This window comes from Actinacidiphila glaucinigra, from assembly GCF_900188405.1.
GTDB classification, from domain to species: domain Bacteria; phylum Actinomycetota; class Actinomycetes; order Streptomycetales; family Streptomycetaceae; genus Actinacidiphila; species Actinacidiphila glaucinigra.
Window position 1 is genome coordinate 673,699 of sequence record NZ_FZOF01000001.1, and the last position, 13,281, is coordinate 686,979.

Sequence of the window (13,281 nt, forward strand, 5' to 3'; positions counted from 1 at the left end):
AGTACCTACGACTTCATGTCCGTACCGGAGCCCTTTTCCTAATGACGAGCAGCACCGAGGCCCAGGCCCCTCGTACCACCCCGCAGGTGGCGGTCAACGACATCGGTTCCGAGGAAGCCTTCCTCGCCGCGATCGACGAGACGATCAAGTACTTCAACGACGGCGACATCGTCGACGGCGTCATCGTGAAGGTCGACCGGGACGAGGTCCTGCTCGACATCGGTTACAAGACCGAGGGTGTCATCCCCTCGCGCGAGCTTTCGATCAAGCACGACGTCGACCCCAACGAGGTCGTCGCCGTGGGCGACGAGATCGAGGCCCTGGTTCTCCAGAAGGAGGACAAGGAGGGTCGTCTGATCCTGTCCAAGAAGCGCGCCCAGTACGAGCGCGCCTGGGGCACGATCGAGAAGATCAAGGAAGAGGACGGGATCGTCACCGGTACCGTCATCGAGGTCGTCAAGGGTGGTCTCATCCTCGACATCGGCCTCCGCGGCTTCCTCCCCGCCTCCCTGGTCGAGATGCGCCGTGTCCGCGACCTCCAGCCGTACGTCGGCAAGGAGCTCGAGGCCAAGATCATCGAGCTGGACAAGAACCGCAACAACGTGGTCCTGTCCCGTCGTGCCTGGCTGGAGCAGACCCAGAGCGAGGTCCGCCAGACCTTCCTCACCACCCTCCAGAAGGGCCAGGTGCGCTCCGGCGTCGTCTCCTCCATCGTCAACTTCGGTGCCTTCGTGGACCTGGGTGGCGTGGACGGCCTCGTGCACGTGTCCGAGCTGTCCTGGAAGCACATCGACCACCCCTCCGAGGTCGTCGAGGTCGGCCAGGAGGTCACGGTCGAGGTCCTGGACGTCGACATGGACCGCGAGCGTGTCTCCCTGTCGCTGAAGGCGACCCAGGAAGACCCGTGGCAGCAGTTCGCCCGTACGCACCAGATCGGCCAGGTCGTCCCCGGCAAGGTCACCAAGCTGGTGCCGTTCGGTGCGTTCGTCCGCGTGGACGAGGGCATCGAGGGTCTGGTCCACATCTCCGAGCTGGCCGAGCGCCACGTGGAGATCCCGGAGCAGGTCGTCCAGGTCAACGACGAGATCTTCGTCAAGGTCATCGACATCGACCTCGAGCGTCGTCGCATCAGCCTCTCGCTGAAGCAGGCCAACGAGTCCTTCGGTGCCGACCCGGCCTCGGTCGAGTTCGACCCGACCCTGTACGGCATGGCCGCGTCCTACGACGACCAGGGCAACTACATCTACCCCGAGGGCTTCGACCCCGAGGCCAACGACTGGCTCGAGGGCTACGAGACCCAGCGCGAGGCTTGGGAGCACCAGTACGCCGAGGCGCAGACGCGCTTCGAGCAGCACCAGGCCCAGGTCATCAAGTCCCGCGAGGCGGACGCCGAGGCTGCGGCCCAGGCCGGCGAGGCGGCTCCGGCCGGCCCGACCGGTGGCTCGTACTCCTCGGAGTCCGGTGACCAGTCCGGCGCCCTCGCCTCGGACGAGGCGCTGGCGGCGCTCCGCGAGAAGCTGGCCGGCGGCCAGAGCTGATCGCAGGGCCCACGCCCACGCATCACGGAAGGACCCGCTCTCCCCTGGAGGGCGGGTCCTTCCGCGTTCGCGGCGTCCGGGTGGGAATGCGCGGGCTGTACGGTCCGTTGCACCGAGAGTTGACGTAGACCGAGGGAAGGGTGCGCGGTGCTGGATCCGCAGGGGCTGTACGCATACGAGCCGGGCGGGGCAGAGGCGGTCGACGAGGCGTTCGGTGAGACCGGGCCCGTGCTGCTGTACCACTTCGAGGGGTACATCGACGCCGGTGAGACCGGGGCGCAGGTCGTCGAGGAACTGCTGGAACGGCAGGAGCACCGGCTGGTGGCGCGTTTCGACGCGGACCGCCTGGTGGACTACCGGGCGCGCCGTCCGCTGATGACCTTCAAGCGGGACCGCTGGACGGGGTACGAGGCGCCGGAGATCGCGCTGCGGCTGGTCCGTGACAGCACGGGCTCGCCGTTCCTGCTGCTGTCCGGTCACGAGCCGGACATCGAGTGGGAGCGTTTCGCTGCGGCGGTGGTGCAGATCGTGGAGCGCCTGGGTGTGCGGCTGGCGTTGAACTTCCACGGCATCCCCATGGGTGTGCCGCACACCCGGCCGGTGGGGCTGACCCCGCACGGCAACCGGCTCGACCTGGTGCCGGGACACCGCACCTGGTTCGACGAGGCGCAGGTGCCGGGCAGCGCCGAGTCGCTGATCGAGTACCGGCTGGCCGAGGCGGGCCGCGACGTGCTGGGTGTGGCCGCGCATGTGCCGCACTACCTGGCGCGTTCGGGCTACCCGGATTCGGCGCTGGCCGTGGTGGAGGCGCTGACGGCCGCCACCGGGCTGGTGCTGCCGCAGGTGGCGCACGCGCTGCGGATGGAGGCGCACACGGTGCGCGCCGAGATCGACCGGCAGGTCGCCGACGGCGACGTGGAGCTCGTCGCGGTGGTGCAGGGCCTGGAGAACCAGTACGACGCGATGGCGGGCGGCAGCAGCCGGCAGAACCTGATCGCCGAGCCGGTCGAACTGCCGTCGGCGGACGACCTGGCGGCGGAGTTCGAGCGTTTCCTGGCCGACCGCGAGGACGACGGCGCCTGACCGGGCTCGTGGGTGTGCGGGGGCACCGGTAGTCTCGCGCCATGGTCAAAGTGGGGCTGACGGGCGGGATCGGGGCGGGCAAGAGCGCGGTGTCGCGGCTGCTGGTCTCGTACGGGGCGGTGCTGGTCGACGCCGACCGGATCGCGCGCGAAGTGGTGGAGCCCGGCACACCCGGGCTGGCGTCGGTGACCGCCGAGTTCGGCACGGAGGTGCTGGCCGCCGACGGATCCCTGGACCGGCCGAAGCTGGGCGCGATCGTCTTCTCCGACCCCGAGCGGCTGCGGGCGCTGAACGCGATCGTCCACCCCCTGGTACGGGACCGCTCGGCCGAGCTGGAGCGGGCCGCGGGCCCGGACGCCGTCGTCGTGCACGACGTGCCGCTGCTGGCGGAGAACGGTCTGGCGCCGCTGTACGACGTGGTCGTGGTGGTGGACGCCGCCCCGGAGACCCAGTTGGACCGGCTGGTGCGGCTGCGCGGGATGGCCGAGGAGGACGCCCGGGCGCGGATGGCGGTGCAGGCCGGCCGGGAGCAGCGGCTGGCGGTCGCCGACGTCGTGATCGACAACGACGGGCCGTTGGAGGCGCTGGAGCCCCAGGTCCGGCAGGTGTGGGAGCAGTTGCGTCAAAAGATTGCCAAGAGCTGATCCGGAACCCTCTTCGCGGACGTCCATGGGGCAGTGGCGTCGCTGCGCCGTGGACAGGAGGGGGATGGGGATGGAAGCCGTGTCGGCCGCGATCGGGATCGCCGTCGTGGTGCTGGGGCTGGGCCTCAAGAGCAGTCTCCGGGTGATCAGGCAGTACGAGCGGGGTGTGGTCTACCGCCTGGGACGGGTGCGGCCGCAGGCCAAGCAGCCCGGGCCGCGTCTGCTGGTGCCCTTGGTGGACCGGATGACCAAGGTCAACATGCAGGTCGTGACCATGCCGGTGCCCTCGCAGGAGGGCATCACCCGGGACAACGTCTCGGTGCGGGTGGACGCCGTGCTGTACTTCCGGGTCATCGACCCGATCAAGGCCACGGTGGACGTGCAGAACTACCAGTTCGCGATGGTGCAGGTGGCCCAGACCTCGCTGCGCTCGGTGATCGGCAAGAGCGAGCTGGACGACCTGCTGTCGGGGCGCGAGGCCATGAACGAGGGCCTGGAGCTGATGCTGGCCACGCCGGCCGTCGAGTGGGGCATCCACATCGACCGGGTGGAGATCAAGGACGTGGCCCTGCCGGAGTCGATGAAGCGGTCGATGGCGCGGCAGGCCGAGGCCGACCGCGAGCGCCGGGCACGCATCATCACCGCCGACGGCGAGCTGCAGGCCTCGCAGAAGCTCGCGCAGGCCGCGTCCGCGATGGACGCCACCCCGGCCGCGATGCAGCTTCGCCTGCTGCAGACGGTCGTGGAGGTGGCCGCGGAGAAGAACTCGACGCTGGTCATGCCGTTCCCGGTGGAGATGCTGCGCTTCTTCGAGCGGGCGGCCGGGAGCGAACGCCCGGCCGCCGAACCGGCCCCCGCCCCTGCCCCCGTTCCCGCGCCCGCCCCCGGCCCGGCCCCCGCCGCTGCGCCCTCGGCCCTGGAGGCGCCGAGGGACCGGCCGGGGCCCGCGGTGCCGGCGGAACGGAGCCCGGTGGACGAGGAGGCCTGAGCGAACGCCCGCCGCGGTGGTCCCCTGGGGAATGCATATGCGGATGGTGATGTTGGGTAGTTGTGAGCTGTTGAGTGCCCGGGGAAGGAGGCGGCTGTGCCCGAGCAGAGCCCCGAGAACCACGTCATCGACTTCCGCGCGGCGGAGCATCTGCTGGCGGCCCGCGACGCCCGTGGGGCGGTGAAGCTGCTCGACTCGGTGATCGCCGCGCACCCGGAGAACACGGCCGCGCGGCTGCTGCGGGCGCGGGCCTTCTTCCTGTCGGCGCAGCTGCGCCCGGCCGAGCTGGAGTTCCAGGTCGTCCTGGAGCGCGAGCCGGACAACGCTTACGCGCACTTCGCCCTCGGCCGCACCCTGGAGCGTTCCGGCCGGTCCGCCGAGGCGCTGCGGCACTTCCGGCTGGCGGCGGCCCTCGACCCCAAGCCCGACTACCTGCAGGCGGCCCGCTTCCCCGACCCGGCGTGAGCCAGGCCGGGGAGTTCGCCCGGTTTTAGGACGAACACCCCTCGCGTCACATTGATCCGTATCGTCACTCCCGTTACGGTTCCGGGGCACGCGTTCTGACGCAGCCTCAACTGTCGGGAGCCGGCCGTGACTCGAGTGACCAGGCGGATGCTGCTGGGTTCCGCCGCCGCGACCGCGGCGGGTGCGGTGTTCCCGACGGGCGCGGCGGGCGCGGCCATGGCGGCCTCCTTCGACACCGCTCCCGCGCAGGCCGCCCTGGGCCGGCTGCTGCCGAGGCACGCGGGGCAGTTCCGGCTGGTCGCGCTGGGCCGGGGGAACGGCGGCAAGGACGGCGAACGGTCCGACCGCTTCCGGATCGCGGGCGCGCGGGGCCGGGTCGAGGTGGCCGGGACGTCGCCGGCCACACTGCTGTGCGGTGTGCGCTGGTACCTCAAGCACGTGTGCGGCGTGGGCGTCTCGTGGGTGGGTGACAGTCTGGACGCCCTGCCCGCGACGCTTCCCGCCCCGCCCCCGGACGGCATCGCCCGGCGCGCCACCGTGCCCCACCGCTTCGTCCTCAACGACACCAACGACGGCTACACCGCCCCCTACGCCGACTGGTCGCGCTGGGAGCGCTTCATCGACGTCCTGGCACTGCACGGCTGCAACGAGGTGCTGGTGGTGGCCGGTGCCGAGGCCGTGTACCGGCGTGTGCTGCGCGAGTTCGGCTACTCCGACCGGGAGGCGCTGGCCTGGCTGCCGGCCCCGTCCCACCAGCCGTGGTGGCTGCTGCAGAACCTTTCCGGGTACGGCGGCCCGCTGACCCCGGGGATCGTCGACGCGCGCGCCGCGCTGGGCCGCAGGATCACCGCGCGGCTGCGGGAACTGGGCATGGCCCCGGTGCTGCCGGGCTACTTCGGCACCGTCCCGGACGGCTTCGCCGGGCGCAACGCGGGGGCGCGCGTCGTTCCGCAGGGCACCTGGCACGGTTTCGCCCGCCCGGACTGGCTCGACCCGCGCAGCGGCGCGTTCGCCGCCGTGGCCGCGTCCTTCTACCGCCACCAGAAGAAGCTGTTCGGCGAGGCCGCCTACTTCAAGATGGACCTGCTCCACGAGGGCGGCACCGCGGGCGACGTGCCCGTGCCCGCGGCCGCCCGCGGCGTCCAGGAGGCGCTGAGCGCGGCGCACCCCCGTGCGACCTGGGTGATCCTCGGCTGGGAGAAGAACCCGCGGGCCGATCTGCTGGGAGCCGTCGACAAGGAGCGGATGCTCGTCGTGGACGGCGTCTCCGACCGCTTCGCCTCGGTCACCGACCGCGAACGGGACTGGGCGGGCACTCCGTACGCCTTCGGCTCCATCCCCAACTTCGGCGGCCGGACGACGATCGGCGCCAAGACCCACGTCTGGGCGGACCGCTTCTTCAGCTGGCGGGACAAGCCCGGCAGCGCCCTGTCCGGCACCTGTTATCTGCCGGAGGCAGCCGAACGCGACCCCGCCGCCTTCGAGCTCTTCTGCGAACTGCCCTGGCACGAGCGGCGGGTGGACCTGCCCACCTGGTTCGACACCTACGCGCGGACCCGCTACGGCACCGCGGACGGCCAGGCCCGCGTCGCCTGGCAGGCACTGCGCCGCACCGCCTACCGGCACGACGCGCTGGAGCGCGCCGACGCCCACGACAGCCTGTTCGCCGCCCGCCCCTCGCTGACCGCGGACTCCGCCAGCGTGTACGCACCGAACGCCCTCACCTACGATCCCGCCGCCTTCGACACGGCGTTCGCCGCACTGCTGGCCGTGTCCGCCGGGGCACACCGACGCGACGCCTACCGCTACGACCTGACCGACGTCGCCCGGCAGGCCGTCGCCAACCGCAGCCGGCAACTCCTGCCGCAACTGCGCGCCGCGTTCGAGCGCGGCGACGCGGCGGTCTTCCGCCAGCTGTCCGAGCTGTGGCTGCGGCTGATGCGGCTGGCCGACGAGGTCGCGGGCGGTCACCGGGCGTTCCTGCTCGGCCCCTGGCTCGCGGAGGCCCGGGCCTGGGGCGGGGCGGACGCGCAGCGCGCCGGACTCGAGCGCACCGCCCGGGTGCTGACCACCACCTGGGGCGGGCGCGCGACCTCGGTGTCACTGCACGAGTACGCCAACCGGGACTGGAACGGCCTGGTCGCGGACTTCTACCTGCCGCGCTGGCGGACCTTCCTGGACGACTGCGCGGCGGCCCTCGGCACCCGCCGCACACCACGGGAGACCGACTGGTACCGCGCCGAGGAGCCCTGGACGAAGCGCGCCGGGAGCTACCCCACCCGGCCCACCGGCGACGCGCACACGCTCGCCCGGCGGGCCTACGAGACCCTCGCCGCGGCCCCCTACCAGGGCACGCTGGCCGTGACCGCGCAGCCGGCGACGCTGGCACCGGGCGGCCGGGCCCTGGTGACGGCCGAGTTCACCAACACCAACGGGCTCGCCCCCACGGGCACGGTCGGTTTCTCCCTCACCGCGGACGGGGTGCGGGCAGCACCTCGCGGGGCGCTGTCGCTGCCGCGCGTGGCGGCCGGCGGCACCGGCCGCGCCACCTGGCACGTCACCGCGCCCGAGGCACGTCCCGAACGGCCGCTGTCGCCGCTGCGGTACGAGGCGCGGGCCGCGTACGAGCCGGTGCCGGGCGGCGCGCGGGTGCCCGCGGTCGCCGCGGGGGACCTGTACGTCGCGGGCCCGCTCGACCACGCGTACCGCACCGTCAACGGCACCGGCGCCGTCTTCGGGCAGCTCGGCGACCGCTTCGCCATCGACGGCGCCGGGCGCGACCTGTGGAAGGGCACCGCCGAGTTCGCGGCGCTGCTGCGGCGCGGCGCGCTGCGGGACGGCGGGACGGTCACCACCCGGGTCGACAGCCAGGCGAGGACCGCCGCATGGGCACGGGCGGGCATCGTCGTCCGCGACGACCTCGACGATCCGGTCGCCCCGGGCTTCCTGAACCTGGCGGTGAGCCCCGGGCACGGGGTGACGCTGTCGTACGACTCCGACGGCGGCGGCCTGCTCAACCGCTACCGGCGGCTCGCCGGAGTGCGGGCCCCGGTGCTGCTGAGGCTGCACCGCCGGGGCCGCGCGTATACGGGGGAGTGCAGCACCGACGACGGCTCGACATGGCGGAAGGTCGCGACCGTGACCGTCCCGGCCGCGGCCCCGGCGCAGGACGTGGGGCTCTTCATGACCGCGGGGAACGGCGGCACGGGTGACCGCGGCCTGGTGGAGTTCACCGGCTTCCGCATCGGCTGAGCCCGGCGGCCGCCTCGCCGCCGACCGAATGCCTCCGACCGGTGCCGTCAGCCGGTGCCTTCAGCCGGTGCCGTCAGCCGCGCCGACGGCGGCGACGAGGGCGGCCAGGGCGTCACCCAGCCGGTCCACTCCCGCGCCGGGGGCACCCCCGGGCTCCGTCATGTATCCGTCCCGGCGGATCTCGACCATCAGCGCCGACACCTCGCGGACCTCGCCGTAGTGCTTCAACGGCACATAGGTGCCGGCGAACGGCGAGTCGAGACCGACCTCGCCGCACGGCGCGAAGGCCTCGCGGGCCGCGTCCAGCAGCCAGGCCGGGGTGTGGAAGGGGTCGGTGCCCAGGCACACCGCGGGGCGGGGCCCGCCGCCGTGCAGCTCGTAGGGGAGCGGCGCGCCGGGATAGGAGTGCACGTCGATGACGACCGCCCGCCCGGTGGCCGCCAGCCGGTCCTGGACGGCAGCCGTCATGGCGGCCGCGTACGGTTCGAAGTACGCGTCCAGCAGGTCCCGTTCGTGGCGGGGGTCGTCCTCGCGCAGCGGGGCCCCGTGCGAGGTGCGGGTGTAGACGGCGCCCATGCCGACGGCGCGCATCTCCTCCCGCTCGTCCGGGAACCGCTCGGGGTCGACCACCAGCCGCGACAGGAGGTTGGTGAACCGCCAGGCCCCGGTACGCGCGGCGGCGCGATCGGCGATCAGGTCGGTGTACGCGTCCGTCATGTGGTCGAGCTCGGCCGTCAGCGCGTCGTCGTCCAGGAGGATGCGCTCGCGGACGTGCCCGGGCACGGCGCGGGCACTGTGCGGCACATGGAGGAGCACCGGTGAGTCCGGTGCGCCCTCGGCGACGCGGAAAGTCGATTCGTCCATTTCCCCACCCCTCCCCGGCCATGCCGGTGTCCGGCGGCACGTCAGAACAGCGGCTCCGGGAGGACACCCTCCAGGGCCAGCAGCGAGCGCTTGATGTCGAGCATGCGCGCGCCTCCGCCGAAGCCGCCGATGCCGCCGTCGCTCTCCAGGACCCGGTGGCACGGGACGACGACGGGCAGCGGGTTGGAGCCCATGGCCGTCCCCACGGCCCGGGCCGCGCCCGGTTCGCCGACCCGGTTCGCCAGGTCCTGGTAGCCGACCACGCTGCCGAACGGGACACCGGCCGACAGCTCGCGCAGCACACGGCGGTTGAAGCCGGTCGTCAGCGACCAGTCGAAGTCGAGGTCGAAGGTGTGCCGCGTCCCGGCGAAGTACGCCTCCACCTGCGGTATCGCCTCGTCCAGCCGGGCCCCCGCGGCGCTCGCGGGCCCGGGACTGCGCACGGGTACGGCGCCCAGCCGGGAGCAGATCCGCTCCAGCACGGCGGGGGCCTCCTCCTCCCCGGTGCGGAAGGCCACGTGGACAAGGCCCTGCCCGGTCGCGGCGAGCAGCAGCGGCCCGATCGGTGCCTCCAGCACCGTCCAGGCGACCTCGGTGGCAGGGGTCTGGGGTTGCGTCACGGATCCCACCCTAGGGCGGGGCACCGACAACCGGTGCCGGCCGGGGTCCCGTGAAGTCCCCGGACGGTGGCGGCAACCGGCCGCACGCCCCGCCACCCGGGAGGGTGGCCGTTCTCGACAGGTGTGTCACAAGCGGTAGTTGATCGGTTACGAGGGGGGATGGGGCGCGCATGACGCGAAACGACTTCACCCACGCCGTCCGCCGGCTCGCCCGCGAACAGGACCGGGTCGCCACCGTCGCCCAGCTCGCCGAGGTGGGCGTACCGCAGAGCAGGCTGCGCGAATGGTGCCGCCCCGGTGGCCGGTGGCAGCGGCCGCTGCCCCGGGTGGTCGTTCTCCAGCCCGGTCCGCTCACCGCCGCGCAGCGGTCCAGGGCGGCGCTGGCCTTCGCCGGGTACCCGCAGGTCCCGGCCATGATCACCGGTGTGGCGGGGCTCGCCCTGCACGGCGTCGCCGTCGCCGCGCCGCCGTGCGGGCTCCCGGTGGTGGACGTGCTCGTCCCGAGTGAGCGCCGCATCCGCACCCACACCTGGGTTCGGGTCCACCACGGCCGCGGGCTCCCCGTGCCGGACGCCGTGAACGGGGTGCCCGTGGCGCCGGTCGTCCGGGCGGCGGCCGACGGCGTACGGGAGTCCATCGACCCCGAGTGGGCCCTGGAGGTGGTCCGCGAACTGGTCACCGCGCTCGGTGTGCCCGCCGCCGCGCTCGCCGCGGAACTGGGCGGCGCGGTGCTCGCCCGGCGCCCCGCCGTGGCGGCCCTGCTGGACACCATGGACTCCAACCGGCGCGCGGCCTCCGCCGAGCCGATGGCCCGCGCCCTGGTGGCGCGGTCCGGGCTGCGGCAACCGCTGTGGCGCCCCACGCTCGAGTTCGACGGCGCCTTCCTGGGCTCGCCCGACGCCTACTGGGTGCGCGACGGCCTCGTCCTGGACCTCGGCCCGGGGACGAGGCGCGGCCGGCTGGAGTCGCTGGGACTGCGGGTGCTGCGGGTCGCGCCCGCCGCGTTCACCCGCAGCCCCGCCGAGGTCGTCGCCGCCCTGCGCAGCGCCCTGGCGGAGGGTCCGTACGGACCGCTGGAGCGGATCACGGCACTGCCCGGAACGAGATGACGCGGGGGTGTCCGCGCGATGAAGCCGTCGTAGGGATGCCGCGCAGCACGGGCCCGCGACCCTAGCGTGTGTCAGCGCGGGGGACGAAAGGGACCGGGAAACCGGCGCGGTCAGGGGAGGGTGCCGTGAGCGGCACATACGGAACGGTCAACGGATTCACCTACGGATGGGCGACCCCTCTCGCGGGGTTCGTCATGGCCTGCTTAGGCGCCGCCCTCGGGCTGCGCTGCACGACCCGGGCGCTCGCCATGCCCCCTTCGCGACGGGCAGGCTGGCTCGCGCTGGGCTCCGCGGCCATCGGATCGGGCATCTGGACCATGCACTTCATCGCCATGATGGGCTTCACCGTCGGCGAGGTGCGGATCAGCTACGACATGCTCGTCACCTTCGAGAGCCTGCTGGTCGCCATCGCGGTCGTCGCGCTCGGGGTGTTCCTCGTCGGCTTCGCGGGCCGCACGCCGCCCGCCGTCCTGGCCGGCGGCTGCGTCACGGGACTCGGTATCGCCGCCATGCACTACCTGGGCATGCGGGGCATGCGGCTGCGCGGCGACCTGGAGTACACGCTGTCCACGGTGGTGCTGTCGGTCGGTGTCGCCGTGCTGGCCGCCACCGTCGCCCTGTGGGCGGCGGTCTCCGTCCGGCGCATGTACGCCGGTGTGCTCGCCGGCCTCGTCCTGGGCTTCGCCGTCACCGCCATGCACTACATCGGCATGGCCGCGCTGACGGTCCACCTGCACAGCGACGCCCGGGAGGGGGCGGCCGGGGCGGGCCCGGCCGCGTCCCTGGCCCCCGTGCTGATCGGCCCTGTCGTCTTCCTCTTCCTCTCCGGTGTCGTCGTGGCGCTCGACCCGCCCGTCGGCGAGGTCGCACCGGAGCCCGCGCCCGCCCGCGGCCGGCGCTCCTCACGGGCCGACCGCTCCTCACGGGCCGTCCACGCCTCACGCTTCCGCGAGGGCCCGCGCGAACGCCAGTGACGGCTGGTCGACCCCGCTGCACCGGGTCGGGGCCGCGCTCCCCGGGTCGTCCTCGCAGGCCCTGTCCCGGTCGGCCGACCACATCGACAGTCCGCCCAGCCCCTTGTCACGGGCGAAGGCGGCCAGTTGTGCCGCGTCCCCCAAGGTGAAGACCTCGCCCTCGATGTCGTTCACCCCGACCATCGGTGTCACGGTGAGGGTCCGCCAGGCCGCCGCGTCCGGCAGGTCCAGCAGCGCCTTGAGTTGCCGGTGGGCCGCGGTGGCCGCCTGGATCGCGTACCGGCCCATGTCGCCGGTGTACGTCTCCCCGTACTCCATCGCCATGATGTTGACGCCGTCGACGCGCACCCCTTGGTGCCGGGCGTCCGCGAGCAGCGCCGATGCCTCGGCGGTCAGTCCCGACGGCATCGCCGGCAGCGTGAAGGAGACCGACAGCGTCCGCCCCTCGCGCTCCGCCTCCCTCTGGAGGCGGGCGACGGCACGCGCACGGCGGGTGTTGGCGGCCGTGTCCGCCAGGTCGTCGCCCTCGACGTCGAAGTCGACCCCGGTCAGCCGGTAACGGCCGATCACATCGGAGTAGGCGGAGGCGAGTTCGTCCACGTCGCCGCAGGCTCCCGCCAGTTCCGTGCCGTCGGCGCCGCCGAACGAGACCCGCACGTCGCGGCCGGTGGCGCGCAACGCGGCGATCCGGTCCGCCAGGTCGCCGTGGGCGATGCCCTCGCGCCCGTCCCAGGTCGGCGCGCAGCCGCCGCGCGCGGTGACGAACCCGAGGGTGAAGCCGTCGGCCCCGGTGCGGCGGGCCGCGCCCGCCATGTCGTACGGGGTGGAGCGCGAGGCGTCCACATACGGGGTGAAGACCACCTCGGCCGCCGGTTGCCTTCCCTGGGGCGCGCGGGTCGCCGGGGCGCCGGCGGGCTCCCGGCCGGTGAGGAGGGAGGCGGTCGTGGCGGCGACGGCGACCGCCACGAGGCCGGTGATCAACTGTGCCGTGCGGCTCTTCATGACGGAGAGACTATCTGCCCCGGGAATTTCGGATCTCACTTTCAGGGAATTGCCGAAAAGGCGTCCCGGTCCATTCGTGGGATTAATTCCCGGGCGAATCCAGGGAATTCGTGGAGGGAAATTACTGCTAGCATTCCGCCCATGCATTCCCTCTCCCGGCGGGCGTGTCCCCGTGGGCGGTCCACGGAGGAAGGGCCCGTGTTCGTCGACGCGTCGGGCCGCCGGGCGCGCATTATCCGGCGCGCCGGACTGGCCGCCGGGGTCGCCTGCGCGGGATATGCCGTGCTGCTGGCGGTGGCTTTGGCGGGAGGCACCCCTTTCGCGCCCCAGACCCTGATTCCGGGTGCCGACGTCCCCGGGGGCGCTTCGGCGCAGGCCGGGGCGGGCGGACGGACCGGGCGTGCCCACGAACGTGCCGCGGGCGCCCCGGGCGCCGCTCACGCCCCCGCGCCGGCGGCCCGTCCCGTCGCCGCGCCCACCGCCGTCACGGCCGCGGAGGTGACCCCCTCCGCCACCAAGGGCCGCGCGACGGCCTCCGCGACGCCCGCCCCCGCACCCGGCAGGACCGGTGCCACCCCGACGGCGAGCGCCTCCCCGAGGCCCACGCCCCCGCGCACCCCGGCGGCCTCCGCCACGCCGTCCGCCTCCGTCCCCGTCACACCCGGACCGGACACCCCCGCGTTCCCTCCGGGCGACGCCGGCGGCGATCCCGTGCCCGGCGACGGCTGGGACGACTGAGCGG

12 protein-coding genes are annotated in these 13,281 nt (G+C 73.5%); 9 read left to right on the forward strand and 3 right to left on the reverse strand.

What is annotated here, in order from left to right:
* The first annotated feature begins 41 nt into the window (after nucleotides 1–41).
* From rpsA to CHF15_RS03105, 6 genes are all read left to right on the forward strand, one after another.
* Entirely contained in the window at nucleotides 42–1,538 is a 1,497-nt protein-coding gene (rpsA, locus tag CHF15_RS03080; protein ID WP_089221990.1) for a 30S ribosomal protein S1, read from the forward strand.
* 147 nt (nucleotides 1,539–1,685) lie between these two features.
* Entirely contained in the window at nucleotides 1,686–2,621 is a 936-nt protein-coding gene (locus CHF15_RS03085) for a PAC2 family protein (RefSeq protein ID WP_089221991.1), read from the forward strand.
* Between the two features lie 41 nt (nucleotides 2,622–2,662).
* On the forward strand, nucleotides 2,663–3,265 hold the full coding sequence (coaE, locus tag CHF15_RS03090; protein ID WP_089221992.1) for a dephospho-CoA kinase: 603 nt from the start codon (nucleotides 2,663–2,665) through the stop codon (nucleotides 3,263–3,265).
* Between the two features lie 70 nt (nucleotides 3,266–3,335).
* Nucleotides 3,336–4,253, forward strand: a complete 918-nt coding sequence (locus CHF15_RS03095; RefSeq protein ID WP_410169613.1) for a slipin family protein — start codon at nucleotides 3,336–3,338, stop codon at nucleotides 4,251–4,253.
* Between the two features lie 96 nt (nucleotides 4,254–4,349).
* The gene (locus CHF15_RS03100; RefSeq protein WP_018557227.1) at nucleotides 4,350–4,718 is read left to right on the forward strand and encodes a tetratricopeptide repeat protein; all 369 of its coding nucleotides are present in this window, start codon (nucleotides 4,350–4,352) and stop codon (nucleotides 4,716–4,718) included.
* Between the two features lie 147 nt (nucleotides 4,719–4,865).
* Nucleotides 4,866–7,970, forward strand: coding sequence for an alpha-N-acetylglucosaminidase (locus tag CHF15_RS03105; RefSeq protein WP_089221994.1), 3,105 nt, complete (start codon nucleotides 4,866–4,868; stop codon nucleotides 7,968–7,970).
* A gap of 60 nt (nucleotides 7,971–8,030) precedes the next feature.
* On the opposite strand, the gene CHF15_RS03110 is transcribed toward CHF15_RS03105, so the two are convergent.
* Together CHF15_RS03110 and CHF15_RS03115 are read right to left on the reverse strand one after the other, a co-directional pair.
* Nucleotides 8,031–8,834 carry an N-formylglutamate amidohydrolase gene (locus CHF15_RS03110; protein WP_089221995.1) on the reverse strand — a complete coding sequence of 268 codons (804 nt, stop codon included), beginning with the start codon at nucleotides 8,832–8,834 and terminating at the stop codon, nucleotides 8,031–8,033.
* A gap of 41 nt (nucleotides 8,835–8,875) precedes the next feature.
* A complete protein-coding gene (locus tag CHF15_RS03115) occupies nucleotides 8,876–9,454 on the reverse strand; it encodes a methylated-DNA--[protein]-cysteine S-methyltransferase (protein WP_089221996.1) in 579 nt (192 codons plus the stop codon).
* 170 nt (nucleotides 9,455–9,624) lie between these two features.
* On the opposite strand from CHF15_RS03115, the gene CHF15_RS03120 reads away from it, so the two are divergent.
* Both CHF15_RS03120 and CHF15_RS03125 read left to right on the forward strand, forming a co-directional pair.
* Nucleotides 9,625–10,563 (forward strand): hypothetical protein, encoded by a 939-nt coding sequence (locus CHF15_RS03120; protein WP_089221997.1) that lies wholly within the window; start codon nucleotides 9,625–9,627, stop codon nucleotides 10,561–10,563.
* 194 nt (nucleotides 10,564–10,757) lie between these two features.
* Nucleotides 10,758–11,537, forward strand: a complete 780-nt coding sequence (locus tag CHF15_RS03125; protein WP_089222198.1) for an MHYT domain-containing protein — start codon at nucleotides 10,758–10,760, stop codon at nucleotides 11,535–11,537.
* Here the strand turns inward: CHF15_RS03125 and CHF15_RS03130 are convergent.
* The gene (locus tag CHF15_RS03130; RefSeq protein WP_089221998.1) at nucleotides 11,502–12,539 is read right to left on the reverse strand and encodes a chitinase; all 1,038 of its coding nucleotides are present in this window, start codon (nucleotides 12,537–12,539) and stop codon (nucleotides 11,502–11,504) included. The two genes, CHF15_RS03125 and CHF15_RS03130, sit on opposite strands and share 36 nt — an antisense overlap.
* Nucleotides 12,540–12,737: 198 nt before the next feature.
* Here CHF15_RS03130 and CHF15_RS03135 point away from each other — a divergent pair, with 198 nt between their 5' ends.
* Nucleotides 12,738–13,277, forward strand: coding sequence for a hypothetical protein (locus CHF15_RS03135; protein WP_089221999.1), 540 nt, complete (start codon nucleotides 12,738–12,740; stop codon nucleotides 13,275–13,277).
* Nucleotides 13,278–13,281: the final 4 nt, after the last annotated feature.